Origin of the sequence: Rhodoferax koreense, from assembly GCF_001955695.1 — a bacterium.
Classification (GTDB): Bacteria; Pseudomonadota; Gammaproteobacteria; order Burkholderiales; family Burkholderiaceae_C; genus Rhodoferax_B; species Rhodoferax_B koreensis.
In genome coordinates this window covers 1,762,486-1,783,538 of record NZ_CP019236.1, presented here as the reverse complement: position 1 = coordinate 1,783,538, position 21,053 = coordinate 1,762,486, and the positions used below count along the sequence as shown (strand labels likewise).

At 66.8% G+C, this 21,053-nt stretch carries 20 protein-coding genes and 1 riboswitch; of the genes, 8 read left to right on the top strand and 12 right to left on the bottom strand.

Going from position 1 to position 21,053, the window contains the following annotated elements:
• Positions 1-79: 79 nt before the first annotated feature.
• Positions 80-2,164, top strand: coding sequence for a beta strand repeat-containing protein (locus RD110_RS08420; protein WP_239467201.1), 2,085 nt, complete (start codon positions 80-82; stop codon positions 2,162-2,164).
• A 28-nt stretch (positions 2,165-2,192) separates the two neighbouring features.
• Here RD110_RS08420 and RD110_RS08415 read toward each other — a convergent pair whose 3' ends face one another.
• Positions 2,193-3,098 carry a LysR family transcriptional regulator gene (locus RD110_RS08415; RefSeq protein ID WP_076198513.1) on the bottom strand — a complete coding sequence of 302 codons (906 nt, stop codon included), beginning with the start codon at positions 3,096-3,098 and terminating at the stop codon, positions 2,193-2,195.
• A 139-nt stretch (positions 3,099-3,237) separates the two neighbouring features.
• Here RD110_RS08415 and RD110_RS08410 point away from each other — a divergent pair, with 139 nt between their 5' ends.
• On the top strand, positions 3,238-4,113 hold the full coding sequence (locus RD110_RS08410) for an SDR family oxidoreductase (protein WP_076198511.1): 876 nt from the start codon (positions 3,238-3,240) through the stop codon (positions 4,111-4,113).
• The gene (locus RD110_RS08405) at positions 4,101-4,541 is read left to right on the top strand and encodes a hypothetical protein (protein WP_239467200.1); all 441 of its coding nucleotides are present in this window, start codon (positions 4,101-4,103) and stop codon (positions 4,539-4,541) included. The genes RD110_RS08410 and RD110_RS08405 overlap by 13 nt, the downstream gene beginning before the upstream one ends.
• A gap of 61 nt (positions 4,542-4,602) precedes the next feature.
• Here the strand turns inward: RD110_RS08405 and RD110_RS08400 are convergent, their stop codons facing one another.
• Entirely contained in the window at positions 4,603-6,303 is a 1,701-nt protein-coding gene (locus RD110_RS08400) for a thiamine pyrophosphate-binding protein (protein WP_076198509.1), read from the bottom strand.
• A gap of 38 nt (positions 6,304-6,341) precedes the next feature.
• Positions 6,342-7,085: a response regulator gene (locus RD110_RS08395; protein WP_076198507.1), complete on the bottom strand. Its 744-nt coding sequence runs from the start codon at positions 7,083-7,085 to the stop codon at positions 6,342-6,344.
• A 127-nt stretch (positions 7,086-7,212) separates the two neighbouring features.
• Between RD110_RS08395 and RD110_RS08390 the strand changes: the two genes are divergently transcribed.
• Complete coding sequence (locus tag RD110_RS08390; RefSeq protein WP_076198505.1) at positions 7,213-9,882, top strand: sensor histidine kinase; 2,670 nt, start codon at positions 7,213-7,215, stop codon at positions 9,880-9,882.
• A 49-nt stretch (positions 9,883-9,931) separates the two neighbouring features.
• Here the strand turns inward: RD110_RS08390 and RD110_RS08385 are convergent, their stop codons facing one another.
• A complete protein-coding gene (locus RD110_RS08385; RefSeq protein ID WP_083686154.1) occupies positions 9,932-12,385 on the bottom strand; it encodes a DEAD/DEAH box helicase in 2,454 nt (817 codons plus the stop codon).
• Between the two features lie 77 nt (positions 12,386-12,462).
• Positions 12,463-12,618: riboswitch (FMN riboswitch) on the top strand.
• A 96-nt stretch (positions 12,619-12,714) separates the two neighbouring features.
• Between RD110_RS08385 and RD110_RS08380 the strand changes: the two genes are divergently transcribed.
• On the top strand, positions 12,715-13,212 hold the full coding sequence (locus tag RD110_RS08380) for a 6,7-dimethyl-8-ribityllumazine synthase (RefSeq protein WP_076198503.1): 498 nt from the start codon (positions 12,715-12,717) through the stop codon (positions 13,210-13,212).
• A 4-nt stretch (positions 13,213-13,216) separates the two neighbouring features.
• On the opposite strand, the gene flhD (RD110_RS08375) is transcribed toward RD110_RS08380, so the two are convergent.
• The 7 genes from flhD (RD110_RS08375) to RD110_RS08345 all read right to left on the bottom strand — a co-directional run bounded on the left by flhD (RD110_RS08375) (position 13,217) and on the right by RD110_RS08345 (position 17,248).
• Positions 13,217-13,543: a flagellar transcriptional regulator FlhD gene (gene flhD / locus RD110_RS08375; protein WP_076198501.1), complete on the bottom strand. Its 327-nt coding sequence runs from the start codon at positions 13,541-13,543 to the stop codon at positions 13,217-13,219.
• 163 nt (positions 13,544-13,706) lie between these two features.
• On the bottom strand, positions 13,707-14,252 hold the full coding sequence (gene flhC / locus RD110_RS08370; RefSeq protein WP_076198499.1) for a flagellar transcriptional regulator FlhC: 546 nt from the start codon (positions 14,250-14,252) through the stop codon (positions 13,707-13,709).
• A 28-nt stretch (positions 14,253-14,280) separates the two neighbouring features.
• Entirely contained in the window at positions 14,281-14,613 is a 333-nt protein-coding gene (gene flhD, locus RD110_RS08365; protein WP_076198486.1) for a flagellar transcriptional regulator FlhD, read from the bottom strand.
• Between the two features lie 259 nt (positions 14,614-14,872).
• Positions 14,873-15,913 carry an NAD(P)H-dependent glycerol-3-phosphate dehydrogenase gene (locus tag RD110_RS08360; RefSeq protein WP_076198485.1) on the bottom strand — a complete coding sequence of 347 codons (1,041 nt, stop codon included), beginning with the start codon at positions 15,911-15,913 and terminating at the stop codon, positions 14,873-14,875.
• Between the two features lie 31 nt (positions 15,914-15,944).
• Complete coding sequence (secB, locus tag RD110_RS08355) at positions 15,945-16,406, bottom strand: protein-export chaperone SecB (RefSeq protein WP_076198483.1); 462 nt, start codon at positions 16,404-16,406, stop codon at positions 15,945-15,947.
• A gap of 120 nt (positions 16,407-16,526) precedes the next feature.
• Positions 16,527-16,787, bottom strand: a complete 261-nt coding sequence (gene grxC, locus RD110_RS08350) for a glutaredoxin 3 (RefSeq protein ID WP_076198481.1) — start codon at positions 16,785-16,787, stop codon at positions 16,527-16,529.
• 50 nt (positions 16,788-16,837) lie between these two features.
• A complete protein-coding gene (locus RD110_RS08345; protein ID WP_076198479.1) occupies positions 16,838-17,248 on the bottom strand; it encodes a rhodanese-like domain-containing protein in 411 nt (136 codons plus the stop codon).
• A gap of 124 nt (positions 17,249-17,372) precedes the next feature.
• Here RD110_RS08345 and gpmA point away from each other — a divergent pair, with 124 nt between their 5' ends.
• From gpmA to RD110_RS08330, 3 genes are all read left to right on the top strand, one after another.
• Positions 17,373-18,119: a 2,3-diphosphoglycerate-dependent phosphoglycerate mutase gene (gpmA, locus tag RD110_RS08340; RefSeq protein ID WP_076198477.1), complete on the top strand. Its 747-nt coding sequence runs from the start codon at positions 17,373-17,375 to the stop codon at positions 18,117-18,119.
• Between the two features lie 118 nt (positions 18,120-18,237).
• Positions 18,238-19,671, top strand: a complete 1,434-nt coding sequence (locus RD110_RS08335) for a S41 family peptidase (RefSeq protein ID WP_076198475.1) — start codon at positions 18,238-18,240, stop codon at positions 19,669-19,671.
• Between the two features lie 69 nt (positions 19,672-19,740).
• Positions 19,741-20,511: a HesA/MoeB/ThiF family protein gene (locus RD110_RS08330; protein ID WP_076198473.1), complete on the top strand. Its 771-nt coding sequence runs from the start codon at positions 19,741-19,743 to the stop codon at positions 20,509-20,511.
• Here RD110_RS08330 and RD110_RS08325 read toward each other — a convergent pair.
• The gene (locus RD110_RS08325; RefSeq protein WP_076198471.1) at positions 20,493-21,026 is read right to left on the bottom strand and encodes a thermonuclease family protein; all 534 of its coding nucleotides are present in this window, start codon (positions 21,024-21,026) and stop codon (positions 20,493-20,495) included. The genes RD110_RS08330 and RD110_RS08325 overlap by 19 nt on opposite strands.
• Positions 21,027-21,053: the final 27 nt, after the last annotated feature.

The window sequence follows — 21,053 nt, the reverse complement described above, 5'->3', positions numbered from 1 at the left end:
CGGCAGGCTGCGGTTTAACACGCCTGTCATCTTGCCGCGGTCCAATCCGGCGGCCACCCCTCGAAACGGAATGCTTCAAATGCCCACCTCCCCGTCCAAGGCGCCCGCCTTCTCCCGCAGGCGCCAAGCCGTCATCGGCGGCCTGTTTGCCATGGCCTGCCTGCCGCTGAGCATCGGCAACGCCTACGCGGGGCCGTTCTCCATCGGCGGCAACAGCACCAGCGCACAGACGCTGGGCAGCGGTTCGGGCCAGACCGGCGCGGTCGCCGACACTGGTTCGCTCATCGTCAGCGGCTCCGCCGTGGCCGTGACGATCACCGGCAACAACGCGACACTGGACAACCAGGGCACCATCTCGCAGACCGGCACCGGCCGGGTCGTGCGCGACAACACCGGCGTGACGGGACTGATGATCAACAACGGCAGCGTCACCAACGCCAGCGCCGTCATGAAGGCCGCCGACGCCGACGTGGTGCAGATGGCCAAGTCGCCCGCCAGCGTGACGCTGAACAACTACGGCCAGATGATCTCGCTCAACGCCTCGGCGGGCGGCGCGCAGGTGGTGGACTTCAACGCCATCGCATCCGGCGTCAACGTGGTCAACAACTACGCCACCGGCGTGATGACCGCTTACGAGGCCGACGCCGTGCGCCCGGGCGTCAACGGCGTCGTCAACAACTACGGCGCGATCAAGGCCATCACAACCACCGGCAGCAGCAGCGACGGCATCGACGCGCAGAACAATACCGGCATCCAGGTCAACAACCTCGGCAGCGGCACGATCGACGGCGGCCGCCACGGCATCACCGGCGGCCCGGCGAACGCCACCGCCAAGTTCGACATCGGCGTGACCAACGACACCAATGCCGTGATCCGCGGCAACAACGGCTCGGGCATCAACCTGGATGGCTACAACGCCAACCAGACGGCCACAGTCGTCAACCGCGGCCTGATCAGCGGCAATGGCGTCACGGGCGACGGCGACGGCATCGATGCCGACGGCCTGGTCAACATCACCAACACGGGCACCATCCGTTCCGTCAACGCGTTCAGCAAGCCGGCCGATGGCAAGGCCTACAGCGAAGGCATCTCCGTCGGCGGCGGCACCATCGTCAACTCGGGCACGATCGAGGGCCTGGTCGCCGCCGGCAACACCAATGCGGTGGGCCGCGGCATCACGCTGGCCGGCAACGACATCACCAGCGGCCCGCTCGCCGGCACGCGCGAAGGCCTCTACGGCAATGCCGTGGTCACCAACCAGTCCGGCGGCCTGATCCGCGGCGACAGCGATTCCGCCATCGTCGTGGTCGGTGCGGCCAGCGGCTACACGGTCACGATCAACAACAACGCCGGCGCCACGCTGCTGGGCGGCGGCACGGCCAACGCGGCCGTCAAGACCGGGGCCGACAACGACACCATCCGCAACGCCGGCATCATCAACGGTGCCAGCAGCGGCATGGCGATCGACATGGGCGGCGGCAACAACACGCTGTACGTCGACGGCGGCAAAGCCGCCATCCTGGGCAACGTCAACGGCGGCACCGGGGGCAGCAACAGGATGGTGGTGGACCCGGGCGCGGGCAATGCCTTCGCCTACGCCGGCTCGCTGTCCAATTTCAGCGAGGTGCAGGTCCGCAGTGGCACCGTGACGCTGTCGGGCGCCAGCACCTACACCGGGACGACGCAGGTCAGCGGCGGCACGCTGGTGCTGGACGGCGCCAACCGCCTGTCCTCGCTCGGCAGCCTGGTCATGGACGGCGGCAGCCTGCAATTGACCAACGCCGCGGGCGAGGACGCGCAGACCTTCGCCGGCTTCTCCCTGCTCGACGACGCATTGTTCGACCTCGGCCTGTCGTCGCTGACCTTCGACAGCCTGGATGCCGTCGTCGCCGGCAAGACGCTCACGGTGCTGGGCTATCTGCGCGGTACTTCGCTGGACTACGCGTTCAGGTTCCTGGGCGATTGGTCCACCGATGCAGACTTCCTGGCCCTGATCGACAACACGCTGATCGACGGCGCCAAGGCCAGCTTCCGGTTCGACGGCACCTACACGGACATTGCCCGACTCGCCGAAGTGCCGGAGCCCGGCACGCTGGCGTTGATCATCCTGGCGCTCGCCCTGATGGTCGCCGCGTCGCGTCGACGCCATCCGATGAACCGTTGAACTCGGGCAGGCCCGCCTCGGCCGTTGTCTAGGTCAGCATCGAGGCCGGGAGATTGGCCTCGCAGTAGTCGCAGACGAAGCTGACGAAGGCTGCGACCTTCGGACTGACCAGGCGGCGCGATGCATGCAGGACCCAGAGTTCAGCCACCGGCGCGGTCGAATTGCCCCAGTTGACCAGACGCCCCGACGTCAGGTCGGACGCCACGATGGCGTAAGGAACCAGGGCCGCGCCCGCGCCGGCATAGACGGCATTCCTGATCGGCAGCGGGGTTGAGAATTTCAATACGGCCCGCGGGAAATAGAGCCTTTCGGTCCCGTCGTCGGGATCGGTGACACGCCATGTGTCGTCGTCGGCCGCACCGATGCGCATGACCGCGGGAAAGGTCGCGGCCGCATGCCGCGTGGCACTCGCCGGCGGGCGCGGCATGTCCGGCCCCGCCACCAGCACCATTCGATTGCGCATGAAGCACCGGCCGACCAGCGCGTCGTCCGGGCGGGGATTCACACGGATGACAACGTCGATGCCGTCGGTGACCAAGTCGACGAACTTGTCCTCCGTGCTCACCTCCAGGGTGACGTCAGGAAATGCGGCCACGAAGGCTGCCGCCAGCGGTCCCAGCGTTGTCTGACCGAACAACATCGGGGCGCTGACACGCAAACGCCCGCTCGGTCGACTCAGGCCGGCCTTGACGTCTTGAAGCGCTTCGGCGATCTCCACATAGGGCATTTCCGTACGGGCGTGCAGCACCGCACCTTCCTCGGTCAGCCGCAGGCTGCGTGAGCCGCGTTCGATCAAGCGCACACCCAGGCTTGTCTCCAGTTCCCTGACACGGCGGGACAGGGTGGCCTTCGATTGTCCGGAAGCCCTGCTGGCCAGGCCAAAGCCGCCATGTGCGGCCACCAGGTTGAAATCCGCCAGTGCCAGATAGTCCATGAACGTTCCAAATTTGAGACAACTTGTCTCTATTCTAGAGACTATGAATCAAAAATGGTACGACCTAATATCCAGTGACCGGAGCAAATGCTCTTTCATCCCCCCGCTCAAGCCGAGCGCATCACCTCAGGAGTTCATCATGACCATTCTCGTCACAGGCAGCACCGGCCGCATCGGTGCACGAGTCGTCGCACAACTGGCCCAGAGCGGCGCCACCGTGCGCGCCCTCACACGCTCGCCAGAAAAAGCGCGATTCCCCGCCGGTGTGACCGCCATTGCCGGCGATCTTCTGGACGCCCAGGCCATGCGCCAGGCACTTGCCGGGGTGAAGACCCTGTTCCTGCTCGTCAGCAATGCGGCCGATGAACTGACCCAGGCCATCAACACGCTGGGACTGGCGCGCGAAGCAGGCGTCCAAGGCATCGTCTACCTGTCGGTGACGCGCTCGGCCGGGTACACGGACGTGTCGCACTTCACGGCCAAGCACGCCGTCGAAAAGATGATCGAGCAGTTGGACCTGCCGGCGACCATCCTGCGCCCGTCCTACTTCATTCAGAACGACGTCGCGCAGAAGGACCTGCTGCAGCAGGCCGGTCTTTATGTATCACCGGTAGGAACCGTCGGGGTGTCGATGGTGGATGTCCGCGACATCGCCGACGCGGCCGTCCTGGAGCTGCTGCGACGCCACCACGCGGCACAAGCCCTGCCCCGTGAAACCTATGAGTTGTCAGGTCCGCAAGCGCTGACGGGCCCATCGCTGGCCGCCATCTGGAGCGAGGTGCTGGGCCGCCCGGTGCGCTACGCGGGCGATGACCTCGACAGCTTCGAGAAGAATGTGGCCACACGTGCGCCGGCCTGGCTGGCCTACGACATGCGGGCCATGATGCGCCGCTACCAGCAGGACGGCGCCGTGGCGACGGACACCGACATCGCCAGACTGACGACGCTGCTTGGCCGGCCGCCGCGCAGCTATCGCGACTTCGCCCTGGAAACCGCACGGCAATGGCAGGCCTGATCCACCCGCATCGACAACCCGACAAGGAGAACGCAATGAACAAATCGCATGACACGCACAAGGTCCTGTTCGTGGGACAGGTGCCGGAGACGGTCGACTTCTCGGACCCGGCATTGCCGCCCGGCTTCGACGCTGCCAAGATCCACGCCGGGATCGCGGCAGGCATGCAGCAGATGCTCGACCGCGGATGGCAGGCCGATCTATGCCTGGTGCAACCCGATGAAACCGCCGCCATCGCGCTGAAGCAGCAACTCGCAGGCAAAGACTACGAATGCGTCGTGATCGGTGGCGGACTGCGCATTCCTCCCAAGAGCCTGTTGCTCTTCGAGATGTTGATCAATGCCGTGCACCGTTCGGCGCCGCACGCGGCCATCGCGTTCAACACGACGCCGCTCGACACGGCGGATGCGGCAAACCGATGGTTGTGAGACAACACTGCCAGTGGAAAAAATGAGGACAAGGTGCGTGCCAGAAGCCAGGCACGCGACCCTACCTGGTCGCCAGCCGCGCCTCGGCCGCCTTCGTGATCGCCGACAACGTGCCCCGCGTCGTGATCACCTCCGGATCCAGCACCACCTCGATCACCGTGCCTTCCGCCCGCTCCAGCGCGGCCAGCAGCTGGGCCTCGAATTCCTCCGTTTTCGTGATGCGCACGCCAGCATAGCCATAGGCTTGCGCCAGCTTCACGAAGTCGGGGTTCTTCAACTGCGTGCCGCTCACGTTCTGCGGGTATTCGCGCTCCTGGTGCATGCGGATGGTGCCGAACATCCCGTTGTTGAGCAGCACGATCAGGCTCTTGGCGCCGTATTGCGCAGCGGTGGCGAGTTCCTGGCCATTCATCAGGAAGTCGCCGTCACCGGCGATGGTGAAGGCCAGCCGGCCCGTGGCGATGGCCGCGCCGATGCCCGCAGGCACGCCGTAGCCCATGGCGCCGTTGGTCGGGGCGAGCTGGGTCTTGAACCCCTTGGCCAGTCCATGGTGCCGGTAGAAGCGATGCACCCAGCTGGCGAAGTTGCCCGCGCCGTTGGTCAGCACGGCGTCCTCGGGCAAATGCTTTTGCAGCAGGGCGATGATGGCCGGCATGTCGATCGGACCGGGCAGTTGCTGCGGCTGCAGGTTGGCCAGGTAGTCATCGTTGCAGGACTTGGCCCAGGCTTCCCACGCCACCTGCACCGGCGCGGTGAGCACCTCGAGCGAACGCGCGGCGGCGTTCATGGTCGCATTGATGGCCAGGTCGGCCTGGTAGACGCGGTTGAGTTCCTCGGCGCTGGCGTGGATGTGCACCAGTTTCTGCTTCGGCCGGGGCGCCTCGATCAGCGTGTAGCCGCCGGTGGTCATCTCGCCCAGACGCGGGCCGATGGCGATGATCAGGTCGGCCTCGCGCACGTGCGCCGCCAGCTTGGGGTTGATGCCGATGCCCACGTCGCCGGCGTACAGCGGATGGAAGTTGTCGAAGGTATCCTGGAAACGGAAGGCGTTGCCCACCGGCAGTTTCCAGTTCTCGGCGAAGCGCTGCAGCGCCTGGGCCGACTGCGGCGTCCAGCCGCTGCCGCCGGCAATCACCAGCGGGCGCTGGGCCTGCATCAGCATCTCGCGCAGCGTGCGCAGCGAGCCCGGGTCGCTCCAGGCCTGCACCGGTTCGACACGCGGCATGGGCACGGCGTCGACGGTCTGCGTGAGCATGTCCTCGGGCAGCACCAGCACCACCGGGCCGGGCCGGCCGTTCATCGCCGTGGCGAAGGCACGCGCCACGTATTCGGGGATGCGGCGCGGGTCGTCGATACGCTCCACCAGCTTGGCCAGCCCCTTGGTGCTCGGGCCGAAGAAGCTCTGGTAGTTGACCTCCTGGAACACCTCGCGGTCGCGGCTGTCGCTGGCCACGTCGCCGACGAACAGCACCATCGGGGTGGAATCCTGGAACGCGGTGTGCACACCGATGGAGGCGTTGGTCGCACCCGGCCCGCGCGTGACGAAGCACACGCCCGGCCGGTTGGTGAGCTTGCCGTGTGCCTCGGCCATGAAGGCTGCGCCGCCCTCCTGCCGGTTGATGATGAACCGGATGTCGTCGCGGTAGGCGTGGAAGCCGTCGAGCACGGCCAGGAAACTTTCACCGGGTACGCCGAACGCGTGTTCGACGCCCTGGTGCACCAGGCACTCCACGAGCAAGTGGCCTGCGATCTGCTGAGTCATGGAAATCCTAGAGATGGAGAGTGGGGCATTGAAACGAGTCAGGGCACATAGACGTAGCCGACATTGCGTACCGTCTTCAACACGGAAGGCTTGGTCGGATCAGGTTCGAGCTTGCGCCGCAGCCGCATGATGCGCAGGTCGATGGAGCGGTCGAACACATCCCAGCTGCGATTGTGGCCGTATTCCATGATCTGGTCGCGGTTGAGCGGCCGGTTGGGATTGCGCGCGAACAGCGCCAGCAGGTCGAACTCGGCCGCGGAGATCGGCATGTCCGCGCCCTTGGCGTCGAACAGGCGGCGCAGTTCGAGGTCGAGCACACAGGTGCCGAAACGAACGCGGTGCTGACCGCCGGCCGCCGCGGTCTGGGCCGTGTCCTGGCGGGTCGGCTCCGGTGGCGGTGCCAGGCGGCGCAGCAGGCCACGTACCCGTGCCAACAGCTCGCGCATCTCGAAGGGTTTGGTGACGTAGTCGTCGGCGCCGACTTCCAGGCCGACGATGCGGTCCACCGAATCGGCGGCGCCGGTCAACATCACCAGACCGACGCGCGGAAAGCTCTCGCGCAGCCACCGGGCCAGCGACAGCCCACCCTCGCCGGGCATGTGCACGTCGACCAGCACCACATCGGGCGCGAGCTCGGCCACCATGGCGCGCGCCTGCGCCGCGTTGGCCGCCGTGCGCACTTCGAAGTGGTTGTAGCTGAAGTACTTGGCCAACACATTGCGCAGCTCGGACTCATCGTCCACCACCAGCAACTGCGGCTTGACTACGGCCTCGTCAGCCATGATCCCTGCTCCTTCGCGACATGCTGGATCGATTGTATCGGGCGGCAGTCGCCACGGCGCGTGATGGCACCCCCTCGGCAAGCCCGCTTGACATGGCGCAGTCCGCTGGAGAATCATCAACCTTCCCATGCGCCAAGCCCCACACCCCTCCGTCGAGGACGGCACCGACACCGACCCGGGGGACGCCATCTGCTCGCAACTGATGCACCATGCCCCCGACGCGGTGCTGGCCGTCGATGGGCAAGGGCTGATCGTCGCCTGCAATGCGAGCGCCTGCCGGCTCCTGGGCCGTGCCGCGGACGAAGCCCCGCAGGACCGCCTGCTGTCGCGTTGGCTGGTGCCGGCCGGCCCGCCCGCCACCGGCGGCGCGTGGGCCGCCTACCTCGCCAGCGGCAACCCCGCCTGGCTCGACGCGCTGCAGGGCTTGCGCACGCTCGACCTGCGCCGGCCCGACGGCGGCCAGGTGCGCGCCGAGGTCTCGGCCTTCGCCGCGCCAGTGAACGGCGCGCCCGGCTCGGGCCTGGTGCTGCGCGACATCGGGGCGCGCGTCGAGGAAGCCCCGGACGCCAATGTTCACCAGTCGGTGATGCAGGCCCTGCACACCTCGGAGGAACGCTACCGCGCCGTGGTGGAACACGTGACCGAAGGCATGGTGGTGATCCAGGACGAAGTCATCGTGTTCGCCAACGCGCGCGCAGCCGAGATCGCCCGCATGCCGCTGGCGGAGATGCACCACATCGGCTTCCTGCACCGCGTGCACCCCGACGATCATGACCTGGTGCGTGAACGCCAGCGCCGCCGCCTGGCCGGCGAGGAGGTGCCCGACCACTACGAGCTGCGCCTGCTGTTTCCCGATGGCGACATCCGCTGGATCGCGATCGGCGTGAGTGTCGTGCCCTGGGGCGGCAAGCCGGCCAGCCTGACCTTCTTCAGCGACGTGACCGACAACAAGCTCATCCTGGAGGCGATGCACCGCTCCGAGGAGCGCTACCGTGCGGTGGTCGAGCACGTGGGCGAAGGCATGGTGGTGGTGCAGGGCGAGCAGATCGTTTTCGTCAACGAACGCGCCACCGCGATCGCCCGCATGTCGCAGCGCGAGATGCTGCGGCAGGGTTTCCTCACCGCGATCCATCCCGGTGACCGCGCCCAGGTGCGCGAGAGGCAACGCCGCCGTATCGAAGGCGACCCCGGGCCACAGCGCCACGAGTTGCGGCTGCAACATGGCGACGGCAGCGTCACCTGGATCGACATCGGCGTGACCAAGGTGCCGTGGGGCGGCCAGGACGCGACACTGACCTTCTTCAGCGACATCAGCCACCGGAAGGCGCTCGAGGAAAAGCTGCGCGACACGCTCGCCGAGCGCGAGACCATCCTCGAGAACTCGCTGGTGGGCATCGCCTTTCTCACGCAGGACCATCGCTTCCGCTGGTCGAACCGCGCCATGGCACGCATCTTCGCGATGCGGCGCGGGCCCTCGGCGCCGCCTTCGTGGGAGGCGCTGTTCCCGTCCAAGCAGGCCTACGACGAGACCGTGCAGGACATTGCCGAGCACATGCGCCGCGGCCGCGACTACCAGAGCGAGATGCGCTTGCGCCGCATCGATGGCAAGCTGTTCTGGGCCGCGGTGTCGGGCCGTGCGGTGGATGCCGCCGATGCCGGCCAGGGCACGGTGTGGACCGTGATGGACATCACCCAGCGCAAGGAGCTCGAGGAAGCGCTGCAGCGCACCTCGTCGGAGCGCGAAGCCATCTTCAACAGCGCGCTGGTGGGCATCAGCTTCAACGTGAACCGGCGCATCCAGTGGGTCAACGACAAGTGCGTGGAAATGCTGGGCTACAGCCGGGCCGAACTCAGCGGCCAGCCTTCGCGCGTGTTCTACAAGGACGAGGAGACCTACGTCACCGAGGGCCGGCGCACGCTGGAAGCGCTGCTGCGCGATGGCCACCATACGACCGAACGCGAACTCGTGCGGCGCAACGGCGAAACCTTCTGGGTGCAGCTCGCAGGGCGCTGCGTGGTCGACCGCAATCCCGACGCGGGCGTGATCTGGACCCTGCTCGACATCACCGACCGGCGCAAGGCCGAGGACGACATCCGCGCCGCACTCGCGCGGCAGAAGGAACTCAACGAACTGCGTTCGCGTTTCGTGTCGATGACCAGCCATGAATTCCGCACGCCGCTGGCCACCATCCTGTCCTCGGCCGAACTGATCCAGCACTACGCCGACCGCATGCCCGAGGCCGAGAAGCAGGAGGTGCTGCGCAGCATCGAGACCGGCGTGCACCGCATGACCCGCATGCTCGACCGCATGCTGCTGATCGGCAAGGCCGATGCCCAGTTGCTCGACTTCCTGCCCCAGGCGCTGGACCTGCGGCTGCTGTGCCAGCGCTGCATCGACGAGGCGCGGCGCCAGCATGCCGAGGCCGCCAGCGAGATCGTGCTGGCCTACGAGGCGCGCGCCGTACCGGGCGTGTTCGACGAGAAGCTGCTGCACCACATCTTCAGCAACCTGCTGTCCAACGCGGTGAAGTATTCGCCCGACGGCGGCGAGGTGCGCTTCCGCGTTTCCGAAGATGGCGCCAACACGGTGTTCGAGGTCATCGACCAGGGCATCGGGATTCCGGCGCAGGAGCTGCCCCACCTGTTCGAGTCCTTCCACCGCGCGAGCAACGTTGGCCGCATCCAGGGCACCGGCCTGGGCCTGGCGATCGTGAAGAAGGCCGTGGAGCGGCATGGCGGCACGGTCTCGGTGCGCAGCGCGCCTGGTCAGGGCACGCACTTCACCGTAACACTATGATATTCATAGCGTATCGCGCAGTAGCCACCGGCGCCAGAGGCTGATTTTCTTAAATTTCGGTGTGGTCGCCCAAAGGCGCGAGCAGGTCTTGCAGATCGGCCACGCTGAACTTCACCGTGCCCAGCCGGTCTTCGCCGAGCACCCCTTGGGCCAGCGCCGACTTGCGCGCCTGCAGCTCAAGCATGCGTTCCTCGATGCTGCCCTCCACCACCAGCTTGTAGACGAAGACCGGCTGCGTCTGGCCGATGCGGTGCGCCCGCGCGGTGGCCTGCTGTTCGGCCGCCGGGTTCCACCACGGATCGACATGCACCACCGTGTCGGCCGCGGTGAGGTTCAGGCCCAGGCCGCCCGCCTTGAGGCTGGCCAGCAGGATCGGCACCTCCCTCGCCTGGAAGCGCGCCACGGTGTCGCCGCGTTGGGCCGCCGGCGTCTGCCCGGTGAGCGACAGGTGGGGCACGCCCAGCCTGGCCAGCGCCGGACCGATCAGCCCCAGCATCTCGGTGAACTGCGAGAACACCAGCACGCGCCGGCCTTCGTCGACCAGCGCCGGCAGCGTGTCGCAGAGCCAGTCGAGTTTGGCGCGCTCCATGTGGGCCGGCATCCGCGCGCCCTTCACCAGGTACGGGTCGCAACACACCTGGCGCAGTCGCAGCAGCGCGCCGAGCACGCTGATCTGCGAACGCGCCAGGCCTGCCCTGGCGAGCACGCGGCGCACCATGTGGTCGGCTGCGACACGCACGCTCTCGTACAGCACGCGCTGCTGGCCGGCCAGCACCACGCGCTGCACCTGCTCGGTCAGTGGCGGCAACTCCTTGGCCACGTCTTCCTTGCGCCGGCGCAGGATGAAGGGCCGCACGCGCCGCGCCAGCGCCTGGGCGCGCAGCGTCTCGCCCCCAACCTCGATGGGTTTGCGCCAGTGGCGCTGGAAGCTGCGCACATCGCCGAGGAATCCCGGCATCAGGAAATCGAACTGGGCCCACAGCTCGCCAAGATGGTTTTCCAGGGGCGTTCCGGTCAGGCACAAGCGGTGCCTTGCGCGGATGCGCCGCACGGAACGCGCGGCGCGGCCTGCGGCATTCTTCACGCTCTGGGCCTCGTCGAGCACGAGCAGGTGGAAAGGCTGGGCGGCCAGCGGCCGGATGTCGCGCCACAGCAGCGCGAAGGTCGTCAGCACCACGTCGGCCTGGCCCATGGCATCGAAGCGGTCGGCGCGGTCCGGGCCATGCAAAGTCAGCACCCGCAGACCGGGCGCCATGCGCCGCGCCTCGGCCTGCCAGTTGAACAGCAGCGAAGTTGGCACCACCACCAGTGCCGGCAGGTCGAGCCGGCCGGCCTGCTTCTCGAGCAGCAGGTGGGCCAGCGTCTGGGCCGTCTTGCCCAGACCCATGTCATCGGCCAGGATACCGGCCAGGCCCTGCGCACGCAGGTACTGCAGCCAGGCCAGGCCCTCGAGCTGGTAGGGGCGTAGCGTGATGCCAAGCCCCTCGGGTGCGGCCACGAGCTGGGGCACGCTGCCGGCGAGTCGACGTGCCAGCACCCGCAAGCCGTCGTCTCCCTGCAGTTGCCAGGCGCCCTGCGGCCCCGCGCGCGCGGCGAGCGCGGCCCGGCTTTCTTGCAGGCCCTGGCGCAGCGCTTCGAGACGGAAGCTGTCCCAGGCCGCGAGCTGGAACGGCCCGTCCTTGCGGCGCGGATCGGTGAGCAGGTCCAGCATCGCGGCAACGATGGCCTTCAGCGGCGCGGCCGGCGTCTCGATGCGGCGACCGCCCGGCGCCCGCAACGAGATGATCTTTCCGTCGTCGATTTCGGCCAGCTGGTCGGCATTCAGCCATGCCGCATCGCGGCGCAGCAGGTCGGCCAGCATCGGCGCCAGGTCGAGCGATTCGCCATCGACCTCCACGCCCAGCGTCAGCAGCCACGAGCCCTCGCGCCGCGCCAGGCCCAGGCCGGCCGCAGGCACGGGCCTGGGCGCCAGCGGCCCGGCCACCTCCTGGCCCAGCACCTCGCCCGTGTCCGTGCTGACCACCAGGCGCCAGGCCTGCACCGGCACGCTGTGGTGCGCGAAGCCGGGCCGCACCACGATCGACCAGCCGAGCGCCGCCAGCCGAGGCACCTCGTCGGCCCAGAAATCGCCGAAGTGTTCTTCCTGCGCCAGCGTCCACGCGCCGGCATGGTGGGACGCCACTTCGTCGCTGCGCCACTGCCAGGCATCGCCGGGAATGGCGTGCAGGCCGAGCGCCTGCAGGGTTTGCAGGGCCGCGGACAGGCCGGCGGCGGTCGGTGTACCGAGCCAGTCGAGGTGGGCGACCGTCACATCGGGCCCGCGCGGACCCGACGGGCCGAAAGCCATCAAGCCGAGCAGCCCGTCACCGCGCCCGAGCGTCTGCAGCGTGAGCCGAGGCCGGGCCTGCGCCAGGTCGGCTGGTGCGGGCAGCACCGCCCTGCCCTTGGCAGCCTTGACGACCTGGGGCTTTGACGTGGTTCGGGGGCGAGAAGGCGCTGGCATCGGCGGCCATTGTCGCCGCGGCTGCAAGGCGTTCGCGCCCTTCGTACAATCCGCGAGCCGCGGCGCGAAAGCTGCGGCAGCGTTCTCAGGGCGGGGTGGAATTCCCCACCGGCGGTGATGGCGATTCTTTGGATCGCCGAGCCCGCGAGCGCCTGCCGATCACTCGGCAGGGTCAGCAGATTTCGGTGCGATTCCGAAGCCGACGGTCATAGTCCGGATGAAAGAGAGCGCGATCCATGGTTCGCCGGAGGCCACCGCTGCGTGGTCTCCGGGCGTGCCGTGCGCTCGTGCGCCCTGATTCTGGAAACCAGCTTTGCAACAAGGCCACCATGAGTCAGTCTGTCAACTTCAACATCCACTCGGGTCACCACCCGATCCGCATTGCCTATCTGCACGCCAGCTGGCATGCCGACATCGTCGGCGAAGCCCGCAAAGGCTTCGAAGCCGAGATCGAGCGCCTAGGTGTGCCGGTGGCGGGCATCGAATACTTCGAACTGCCCGGCGCATTCGAGATTCCGCTGCATGCCAAGCAGCTTGCGCTTTCCGGCCGCTACGACGCCGTGGTCGCCTGCGGCTTCGTCGTCGATGGCGGCCTCTACCGCCACGACTTCGTGGCCTCGGCCGTGATCTCGGGCCTGATGTCGGTGCAACTGGAAACCGGCGTGCCGATGATCTCCGTGGTGCTCACGCCGCACCACTTCCACGAACATGCGGAGCACCAGCAGTTCTATCACGCGCACTTCAAGGTGAAGGGCGAAGAGGCCGCGCGCGCCTGCGTGAACACCGTGACCAGCCTGCGCAAGGTGGCCGCGCTGGCGCATCGATGATCCCTTAAAGGATCTCGCTCACGCGCCCCGCCATCAGGATGTGCGCGTGCAGTTTGTTGGTCGCGTCGTTGCCGACCTTCTTCACGTCGTGGTTGGTGAGCAGGCTCCAGACCAGGCCGTCTTCCATGCGGAACTGGCACAGCAGCCTGGGCGTGGAGGCCAGCTTCAGGATCTGCGCCGCCGACAGCGAACCGAGCAGATCGGCCGATTCCTCGTTCATGCCCAGCCGGAACAGGGCCTGCGCCTTGTCCTGCCGGATCAGGCTCTGCGCCAGCATCAGGTAAGTGAGGTTGGCCTCGCGGATCTCGTCTGGTGTGGTGTCGCTGTTCATGGTGATGCCAATGTTTCAGGAATGGAAATTAACGCGCCTGTCTTCGCCAGAGACACCGCGGAACCGGCTTCGCCGGGCCGCCGGTGTCTCCCCCTGCAAGCCTGTGCTGAGCTTGTCGAAGCAGGGGTGGGCGCGACACGAAGTGCGCAACCTGGGGGTGTGCCTAGTGCAACATCAACGAGCGTTCACCCTTGCACTTGCCGGCACGTGCCGGCGGGTTGCACAGCCCGCAGACATACTGCTTCGGGTTCTCGTACAGCTCGGTCACGAACTTGCCCGTGCACTGGCTGCAGGCGGTCATGTTGAGCATGTTGGCGTCGACGAACTTCACCAGGCGCCAGGCACGGGTGAAGGACAGCAGCGCGTCGATCTCGGCGGCCTGGACCTGTTCGCTGTACAGGCGGTAGGCCTTGGTCAGGATGTCGATGGCGTCGAGCTCGATGCTCTTCGACAGGTATTCGTAGATGTTGAGGAACAGCGAGGAGTGGATGTTCTCCTGCCACGACAGGAACCAGTCGGTGGAGAACGGCAGTTGTCCCTTGGAAGGCGACTTGCCGGAGACTTCCTTGTACAGGCGCAGCAGGCGTTCGTAGGACAGGTCGGTCTCGGATTCGAGCACCTGCATGCGGGCGCCCATCTGGATCAGCGCGGCGGCGCGTTCGATCTGCTGGGAATCCTTGAGGACACTCTTGATGGTTCGGGTGGACATGGCGGGCTCCGTTCGGAATAGCTTGGGATCAGAGGACTTCAGCCACGCGGCCGGCCATCAGGATGTTGGCGTGCATGCGGTTGGTGGCGGGATTGCTGATCTTCTTGCTGGGCAGATCGTGGTTGGTGAGCAGGTCCCAGACCATGTTGTCGTCCACACGGAAGTGGCACAGCAGCATGTTGCTGGAGGCCAGCTTGAAGACCTGCTGGGTCGAAAGCTTGGCCAGCAGATCGGCCGACTCTTCGTTGAGGCCCAGGCGGAACAGGGCGTCCGCCTTGTCCTTGCGGATGAGGCTCTGCGCCAGCATCAGGTAGGTCAGGTTGGCTTCGCGTATTTCGGCAATGATCTGTTCGCTGTTCATGGGGCATCCTTTCGTTCACCCGGTTCCGCCTCCTCGTCCCTGATCGCATCGTGTGCTTGTAGGGCATGTCGGTAAGGCCGATCCGTTGAAATGGATTGTGAATTCAGCCCAATCGGAAATTAAGTCGGGGGAGTGACATACGCGGCGTCTGGTTTCCGGCGTGCCCTGTAGGCATTTGTCCTACATGGATGACGCCGAACCTGACAGCCCCGCGCACCGCCGGTGTGCCGCTGCGCCTTGCGGCTTGTCAGCCCGCGGATCAGATGCCGGGCGGCGGGGGCAGGTCGCGCACTTCGGCAACCGGCCCGCGGCCCATCAAGGCCGCCACGGCAACGGCCGGCTGGATGCGGCCATCGAGCAGATCCACCACACTTTGCGTGATCGGCATGTCGATCTGCAGGGCCCTGGCGCGCTGCAGCACGGTGCGCGCGCAGTACACGCCCTCGGCCACGTGGCCCAGCGACGCCACGGCCTGCGTCAGCGACAGCCCCTGCGCCAGCATCAGGCCGACCTTGCGGTTGCGGCTGAGGTCGCCGGTGGCGGTGAGCACCAGGTCACCCAGGCCGGACAGTCCCATGAAGGTTTCGGTGCGAGCGCCCAGCGCCACGCCGAGCCGCGTGATTTCCGCAAGGCCACGGGTGATGAGTGCGGCGCGTGCGTTGAGGCCGAGGCCGAGGCCGTCGCACAGTCCGGTGGCGATGGCCAGCACGTTCTTCACCGCGCCGCCGACCTCTACGCCGGCCATGTCTTCGCTGGCGTAGATGCGCAGCGCCGGGCCGTGGAAAGCGGCCACCAGCGCCTCGCGCACGGCGGCACTGGCACTGGCGGCCACCAGTGCGGTGGGCTGCCCGCGCGCCACCTCGAGCGCGAAGCTCGGGCCACTCAACACCCCGTATTCGCCGCCCACGCCCAGGCTGGCGCGGATCTCGTGGCCCAGCAGACCGACAGAGCCGGACACCGGGGCCTCGAAACCCTTGCACAGCCATGCCACGGGGGCCTGGGCAGACGACGTCGCCTGCAGCATGCCGCGCAATGCCGACATCGGCGTACCGATGACGATCAGGTCCTGCCGGGCCAGCAGGCCGGCCAGGGATTCGACGGGATCGCAGCAGATCTGCAGTGCGGGCGGCAGCGCCACGTCAGGCAGATAACGGCTGTTGCGCCGTTCGGTCGCCATGTCCGCGGCCTGCTGCGCATTGCGCGCCCAGAGGGTGACCTCGTGCGGTGCCGGCGATGGCCGGCTGGCGCTGATGGCCAGCGCGGTGCCCCAGGCACCCGCGCCAAGAACGGCGATCTTCATGGCAACCCGCTCCCGGCGCGCCAATGCGGATTTATTGCAGCACGGTGCCGGCTTCGCCAGCCTGGGCCGCGGCAGCCTGTTGCTGCTCGTACATCGCCTGGAAGTTGATTTCGGCCAGGTGCACCTGCGGGAAACCGGCGCGCTGCACGATGTCGGCGACGTTGCCGCGCAGGTACGGATAGACGATCTGCGGGCAGGCGATGCCGATGATCGGGCCCATCTGCTCCTGCGTCAGGTTGCGGATCTCGAAGATGCCGGCCTGCTTGGCTTCCACCAGGAACATGGTCTTTTCGCCGATCTTGGTGGTCACGGTGGCCGTGACGGCGACTTCGAAGATGCCGTCGGTGACGGGCTGGGCATCGACGCTCAGCTGGATGTCCACCGCGGGCTGCGTTTGTTCGAGCAGGATGGCCGGAGAATTGGGCTGCTCGAGCGAGGCTTCCTTCAGGTACACGCGCTGGATTTGGAAAACGGGGTCTTGTTGGTCAGCCATGGCATTCTTTCGGTCTAGCGGATAAGGGACAAAACAAAGCCCGGTGGAACGGTTCCAGCGGGCCAGGGAAACACGGGATTATTGCAGGTCGCAGGCACCGTCCAGGGCGCCGACACGACCTCAGGCGGCGTTCAGCAGCGGCATTAGGTCACCGCGGCCGTCGAGCGCGATCAGATCGTCGCAGCCGCCGACATGGGTGTCGCCGATGAAAATCTGCGGCACGGTGCGCCGGCCGGTCAGCTCCATCATCTTCATGCGCTCCTGGGGCTGCTCATCGACGCGCACCTCGTCGATCTGGTCCACCCCCTTGCTCTTGAGCACCTGCTTGGCGCGCACGCAGTAGGGGCAGAAGGCGGTGGTGTACATCTTCACGGCTTGCATGGGATTCCTCTTTCAATACAGTGGCGTCGAAAAGCGCAGATGGGGCCGCTTCAGGCCTTTTCCAGGGGCAGGTTGGCTTCCTTCCAGGCCTTGAGGCCACCGCCGAGCGAGGCCGCCTGCTCGTAGCCCAGCTTCTTCGCGATGGCCACCGCGCGCTTGGCACGCGCGCCCGTCGGGCACACGAGCACCAGCGGCAGGCTCTTGTTCTTCACCGCGGCACCGAGTTTTTCCTCGAGCTGACCAACGGGGATGTTCTTCGCGCCGCCGATGTGGCCGGCGGCGAATTCCTCGGCTTCGCCCACGTCGATCACCACCGCCTTCTGGCGGTTGATGAGCTGCACCGCGTCGTTGGCCGACAGCGCGCCCGAGCCTGCGGCGCCGGAGACGGTGGGCCACAGCAGCAGACCGCCCGATGCCAGGGCCACCGACATCAGCATCCAGTTATCCAGTAAAAACTTCACGTTGCACCTTTATTTGCGAATGGACGGAAGCGCCCATGAGCGTCGATTTTAGAATGCTGGTCGATGCCGCCAACGCGGCCAGCGCCTTTTGACCGTTTTTTCAACTCCCCGTCCCTGCCACACCATGTACAAGCTCGTCCTGATCCGCCACGGCGAATCCACCTGGAACCTCGAAAACCGCTTCACCGGCTGGACCGACGTGCCGCTGACCGAAACCGGCATCGAACAGGCCAAGAATGCAGGCCGCCTGCTCAAGGCCGAAGGTTACGAATTCGACCTGGCCTACACCAGCGTCCTGAAGCGCGCCACGCACACGCTGTGGCATTGCCTGGACGAAATGGACCGCACCTGGCTGCCGGTGGCGCACAGCTGGCGCCTGAACGAGCGCCACTACGGCGCCCTGCAGGGCCTGAACAAGGCGGAAACCGCCAAGCAGTACGGCGACGACCAGGTGCTGGTCTGGCGCCGCAGCTACGACACGCCACCGCCCGCGCTCGAGGCCACCGACCCGCGCAGCGAGCGCGGCGACATCCGCTACGGCAAGCTGCCTGCCAGCGACATTCCGTTGACCGAATGCCTCAAGGACACGGTGGCGCGGGTGCTGCCGTACTGGAATGAATCGATCGGCCCGGCCATCAAGTCGGGCAAGCGCATCGTGATCGCGGCGCACGGGAACTCGATCCGGGCGCTGGTGAAATACCTCGACGAGATCTCCGACGACGACATCGTCGGCCTGAACATTCCCAACGGAATTCCCCTGGTTTACGAACTGGACACGCAACTCAAGCCGATTCGCCACTACTATCTGGGAGATGCGGAAGCGGCGGCCAAGGCGGCCGCGGCCGTCGCCGCGCAGGGCAAGAAGGCCTGATCCGACGAAAGCCGGTGCGAACGGGCGAAAAAACAGGCATAAACCATGCTTCAACCAGGGAACCACGCTGCCCGGCGTCGTTCCAATGTGCATATCGAACCGTAAACAGGAAGTAGCCATGGGCCAGAAACTCAAGATCGCGGGTTGGATTTCGGCAGGTGCGCTTGCCGGCGCCCTGACCACCGTATCGCTGCAGACCGTGGCGCGCGGCACGATGACGCCGCTGCCGCTCGAAGAACTGCAGCAGATGGCGGCGGTCTTCGGCATGGTCAAGAGCGACTACGTGGAGCCGGTCGACGAGAAGAAGCTCATCGGTGACGCCATCGCCGGCATGGTCGCCGGCCTCGATCCGCATTCGCAGTACTTCGACAAGAAGTCCTTCAAGGAATTCCGCGAAGGCACGAGCGGGCGCTTCGTCGGCGTCGGCATCGAGATCACGCAGGAAGACGGCCTGGTCAAGGTGGTGTCGCCCATCGAGGGCTCGCCCGCGTTCCGCGCCGGCCTGAAGCCCAACGACCTGATCACCAAGATCGACGACACCGCCGTCAAGGGCCTGTCGCTCAACGACGCGGTGAAGAAGATGCGCGGCGAGCCGAACACCAAGGTCGATCTCACCATCTTCAGGAAGGACGAGAACCGCAGCTTCCCGGTCACCATCACGCGCGAGGAAATCCGCACGCAGTCGGTGCGGGGCAAGGTCATCGAGCCGGGCTACGCCTGGATCCGGCTGAGCCAGTTCCAGGACCGCACGGTGGACGACTTCGCCAAGAAGATGGAAGAAATCTACAAGCAGGACCCGAACCTCAAGGGCCTGGTGCTCGACCTGCGCAATGATCCCGGCGGCCTGCTGGATGCGGCCGTGGCCATTTCCGCGGCCTTCCTGCCCGAGAACGTGACCGTGGTCTCGACCAACGGCCAGCTCGCCGACAGCAAGTTCACCTACAAGGCGGCGCCCGAGTTCTACCAGCGCCGCGGCGGTGCCGATCCGCTGGCGCGGTTGCCGGCCGGCATCAAGTCGGTGCCGCTGGTGGTGCTGGTCAACGAAGGCTCGGCCTCCGCCAGCGAGATCGTCGCCGGCGCGCTGCAGGACTACAAGCGCGGCACCATCATGGGCAGCCAGACCTTCGGCAAGGGGTCGGTGCAGACCGTGCGCCCGCTCGGCCCCGACACCGGTCTGAAGTTGACCACGGCCCGCTATTACACGCCGAGCGGCAGGTCGATCCAGGCCAAGGGCATCGTGCCCGATGTGATGGTCGACGACACCGAGGACGGCAGCCCGTTCGCCGTGCTGCGCATGCGCGAGGCCGACCTGGAGAAACACCTGAACAGCGGCCAGGGCGAGGAAGTGAAGGACGCCAACCGCGAGAAGGCGCGCGAGGAAGCGCGCAAGAAGCTGGAAGAGGAAGCCAAGAAGCCGGTTGCCGAACGCAAGGTGCCCGAGTTCGGCTCCGACAAGGACTTCCAGCTGGTGCAGGCCATCAACCAGCTCAAGGGACGTCCGGTGCTGATCAGCAAGACCATGATCGAGCGCAAGGAAAAGACCACGGAGTAAAGCCTCCGAGGTTTCCCCCAGAAAGCCCCGCCCCGCGGGGCTTTCTGTTTTGCGGGCCACAATAAAGCCATGGAAGACGAACAGTTACTACGTTACTCGCGGCACATCCTGCTCGACGAGATCGGCATCGAGGGCCAGGAGCGGCTGCTGGCAGCGCGGGCCCTGGTGATCGGCGCGGGCGGCCTGGGATCGCCGGTGGCGCTGTACCTGGCCACGGCCGGCATCGGGCGCATCACGCTGGTGGACGACGACGAGGTGGACCTGACCAACCTGCAGCGGCAGATCGCGCACACCATGGCACGCCTCGGGCAGCCCAAGGTCGAATCGGCCCGCACGGCGATGGCGGCGATCAACCCCGAGATCGATGTGATGGCCATCGCCGAGCGGGTCGACGCGGCGGCGCTGGCCGGGCTTGTGGCCCGGGCCGATGTTGTGCTCGACTGCTGCGACAACTTCGCCACCCGGCATGCGGTGAACGCGGCTTGCGTCGCGCACCGCGTGCCGCTGGTGTCGGGCGCGGCGATCCGTTTCGACGGCCAGATCACGGTCTACGACAGCCGCTCGGCCGATTCGCCGTGTTATGCCTGCGTGTTCCCACCGACCGCGGATTTCGAGGAGACGCGCTGCGCCACCATGGGTGTGCTGGCGCCGCTGGTCGGCATCATCGGCGCGATGCAGGCGGCCGAGGCCATCAAGCTGCTGAGCGGCGCCGGTTCGTCACTTGCCGGCCGGCTGCAGATGCTCGACGCGCGGCGCATGGAATGGAACGAGATGCGCGTCGGGCGCGACCCGGCCTGCAGCGTCTGCGGCAAAGAACACCGTCAAGGCTTCGAGGGATAACAGCTGCCGTGGCTTTTGCGGAAATCGCGCGGGCGTTCGGCACCGACATCCGCGAACAGGCCACGGCCCGCACGCCGCGCGCTTTTCTCCTCGGCCGCATAGGGGCCGGCGCTGCGGTGATACCGGTACGACCAGGCATGCCCTTGCGCCACCATCCAGCGGCCCAGGTCCTCGCCGTCGAGATGGAGCGTGACCAGCGTGCGCTGGTAGTCGTCCGTGGCGCGGCTGCTGACCATCACCTGCCGGTGCAGGACCCGTCGCATCAGCGCCTCGCGCGCCGCCACGCCGTGAACCTGGCAGATCTCCGGCGCGTCGATGCCGTCCAGGCGCAGCTTGCGCGGCGGGCTGCCGGCCTCGGGCCGCACCCACAGCGTGTCGCCATCGGTGACGTAGGTGACTTCGGCACGCCACGGCTGTTTGGCGTCGAATGACGCTTCCGCGCAGGCCCAACCTGCGAAGAGTGCTATCAATACCGAAGCAATTGACTGGATGATGCGGTTTCGGTGCCAAGGCATCGCCGCATTGTCGCCGGCTGGAACGCG

Coding starts and splice junctions, on each gene's coding strand:
- RD110_RS08405 (WP_239467200.1), top strand. CDS start 4,101: ATGGCAGGCCTGATCCACCCGCATCGACAACCCGACAAGGAGAACGCA.
- flhC (WP_076198499.1), bottom strand. CDS start 14,252: ATGTCCACCCGAACCATCAAGAGTGTCCTCAAGGATTCCCAGCAGATC.
- RD110_RS08390 (WP_076198505.1), top strand. CDS start 7,213: ATGCGCCAAGCCCCACACCCCTCCGTCGAGGACGGCACCGACACCGAC.
- RD110_RS08360 (WP_076198485.1), bottom strand. CDS start 15,913: ATGAAGATCGCCGTTCTTGGCGCGGGTGCCTGGGGCACCGCGCTGGCC.
- gpmA (WP_076198477.1), top strand. CDS start 17,373: ATGTACAAGCTCGTCCTGATCCGCCACGGCGAATCCACCTGGAACCTC.
- flhD (WP_076198501.1), bottom strand. CDS start 13,543: ATGAACAGCGACACCACACCAGACGAGATCCGCGAGGCCAACCTCACT.
- RD110_RS08410 (WP_076198511.1), top strand. CDS start 3,238: ATGACCATTCTCGTCACAGGCAGCACCGGCCGCATCGGTGCACGAGTC.
- RD110_RS08335 (WP_076198475.1), top strand. CDS start 18,238: ATGGGCCAGAAACTCAAGATCGCGGGTTGGATTTCGGCAGGTGCGCTT.
- flhD (WP_076198486.1), bottom strand. CDS start 14,613: ATGAACAGCGAACAGATCATTGCCGAAATACGCGAAGCCAACCTGACC.
- RD110_RS08325 (WP_076198471.1), bottom strand. CDS start 21,026: ATGCCTTGGCACCGAAACCGCATCATCCAGTCAATTGCTTCGGTATTG.
- RD110_RS08380 (WP_076198503.1), top strand. CDS start 12,715: ATGAGTCAGTCTGTCAACTTCAACATCCACTCGGGTCACCACCCGATC.
- RD110_RS08415 (WP_076198513.1), bottom strand. CDS start 3,098: ATGGACTATCTGGCACTGGCGGATTTCAACCTGGTGGCCGCACATGGC.
- RD110_RS08330 (WP_076198473.1), top strand. CDS start 19,741: ATGGAAGACGAACAGTTACTACGTTACTCGCGGCACATCCTGCTCGAC.
- grxC (WP_076198481.1), bottom strand. CDS start 16,787: ATGCAAGCCGTGAAGATGTACACCACCGCCTTCTGCCCCTACTGCGTG.
- secB (WP_076198483.1), bottom strand. CDS start 16,406: ATGGCTGACCAACAAGACCCCGTTTTCCAAATCCAGCGCGTGTACCTG.
- RD110_RS08385 (WP_083686154.1), bottom strand. CDS start 12,385: ATGCCAGCGCCTTCTCGCCCCCGAACCACGTCAAAGCCCCAGGTCGTC.
- RD110_RS08395 (WP_076198507.1), bottom strand. CDS start 7,085: ATGGCTGACGAGGCCGTAGTCAAGCCGCAGTTGCTGGTGGTGGACGAT.
- RD110_RS08420 (WP_239467201.1), top strand. CDS start 80: ATGCCCACCTCCCCGTCCAAGGCGCCCGCCTTCTCCCGCAGGCGCCAA.
- RD110_RS08400 (WP_076198509.1), bottom strand. CDS start 6,303: ATGACTCAGCAGATCGCAGGCCACTTGCTCGTGGAGTGCCTGGTGCAC.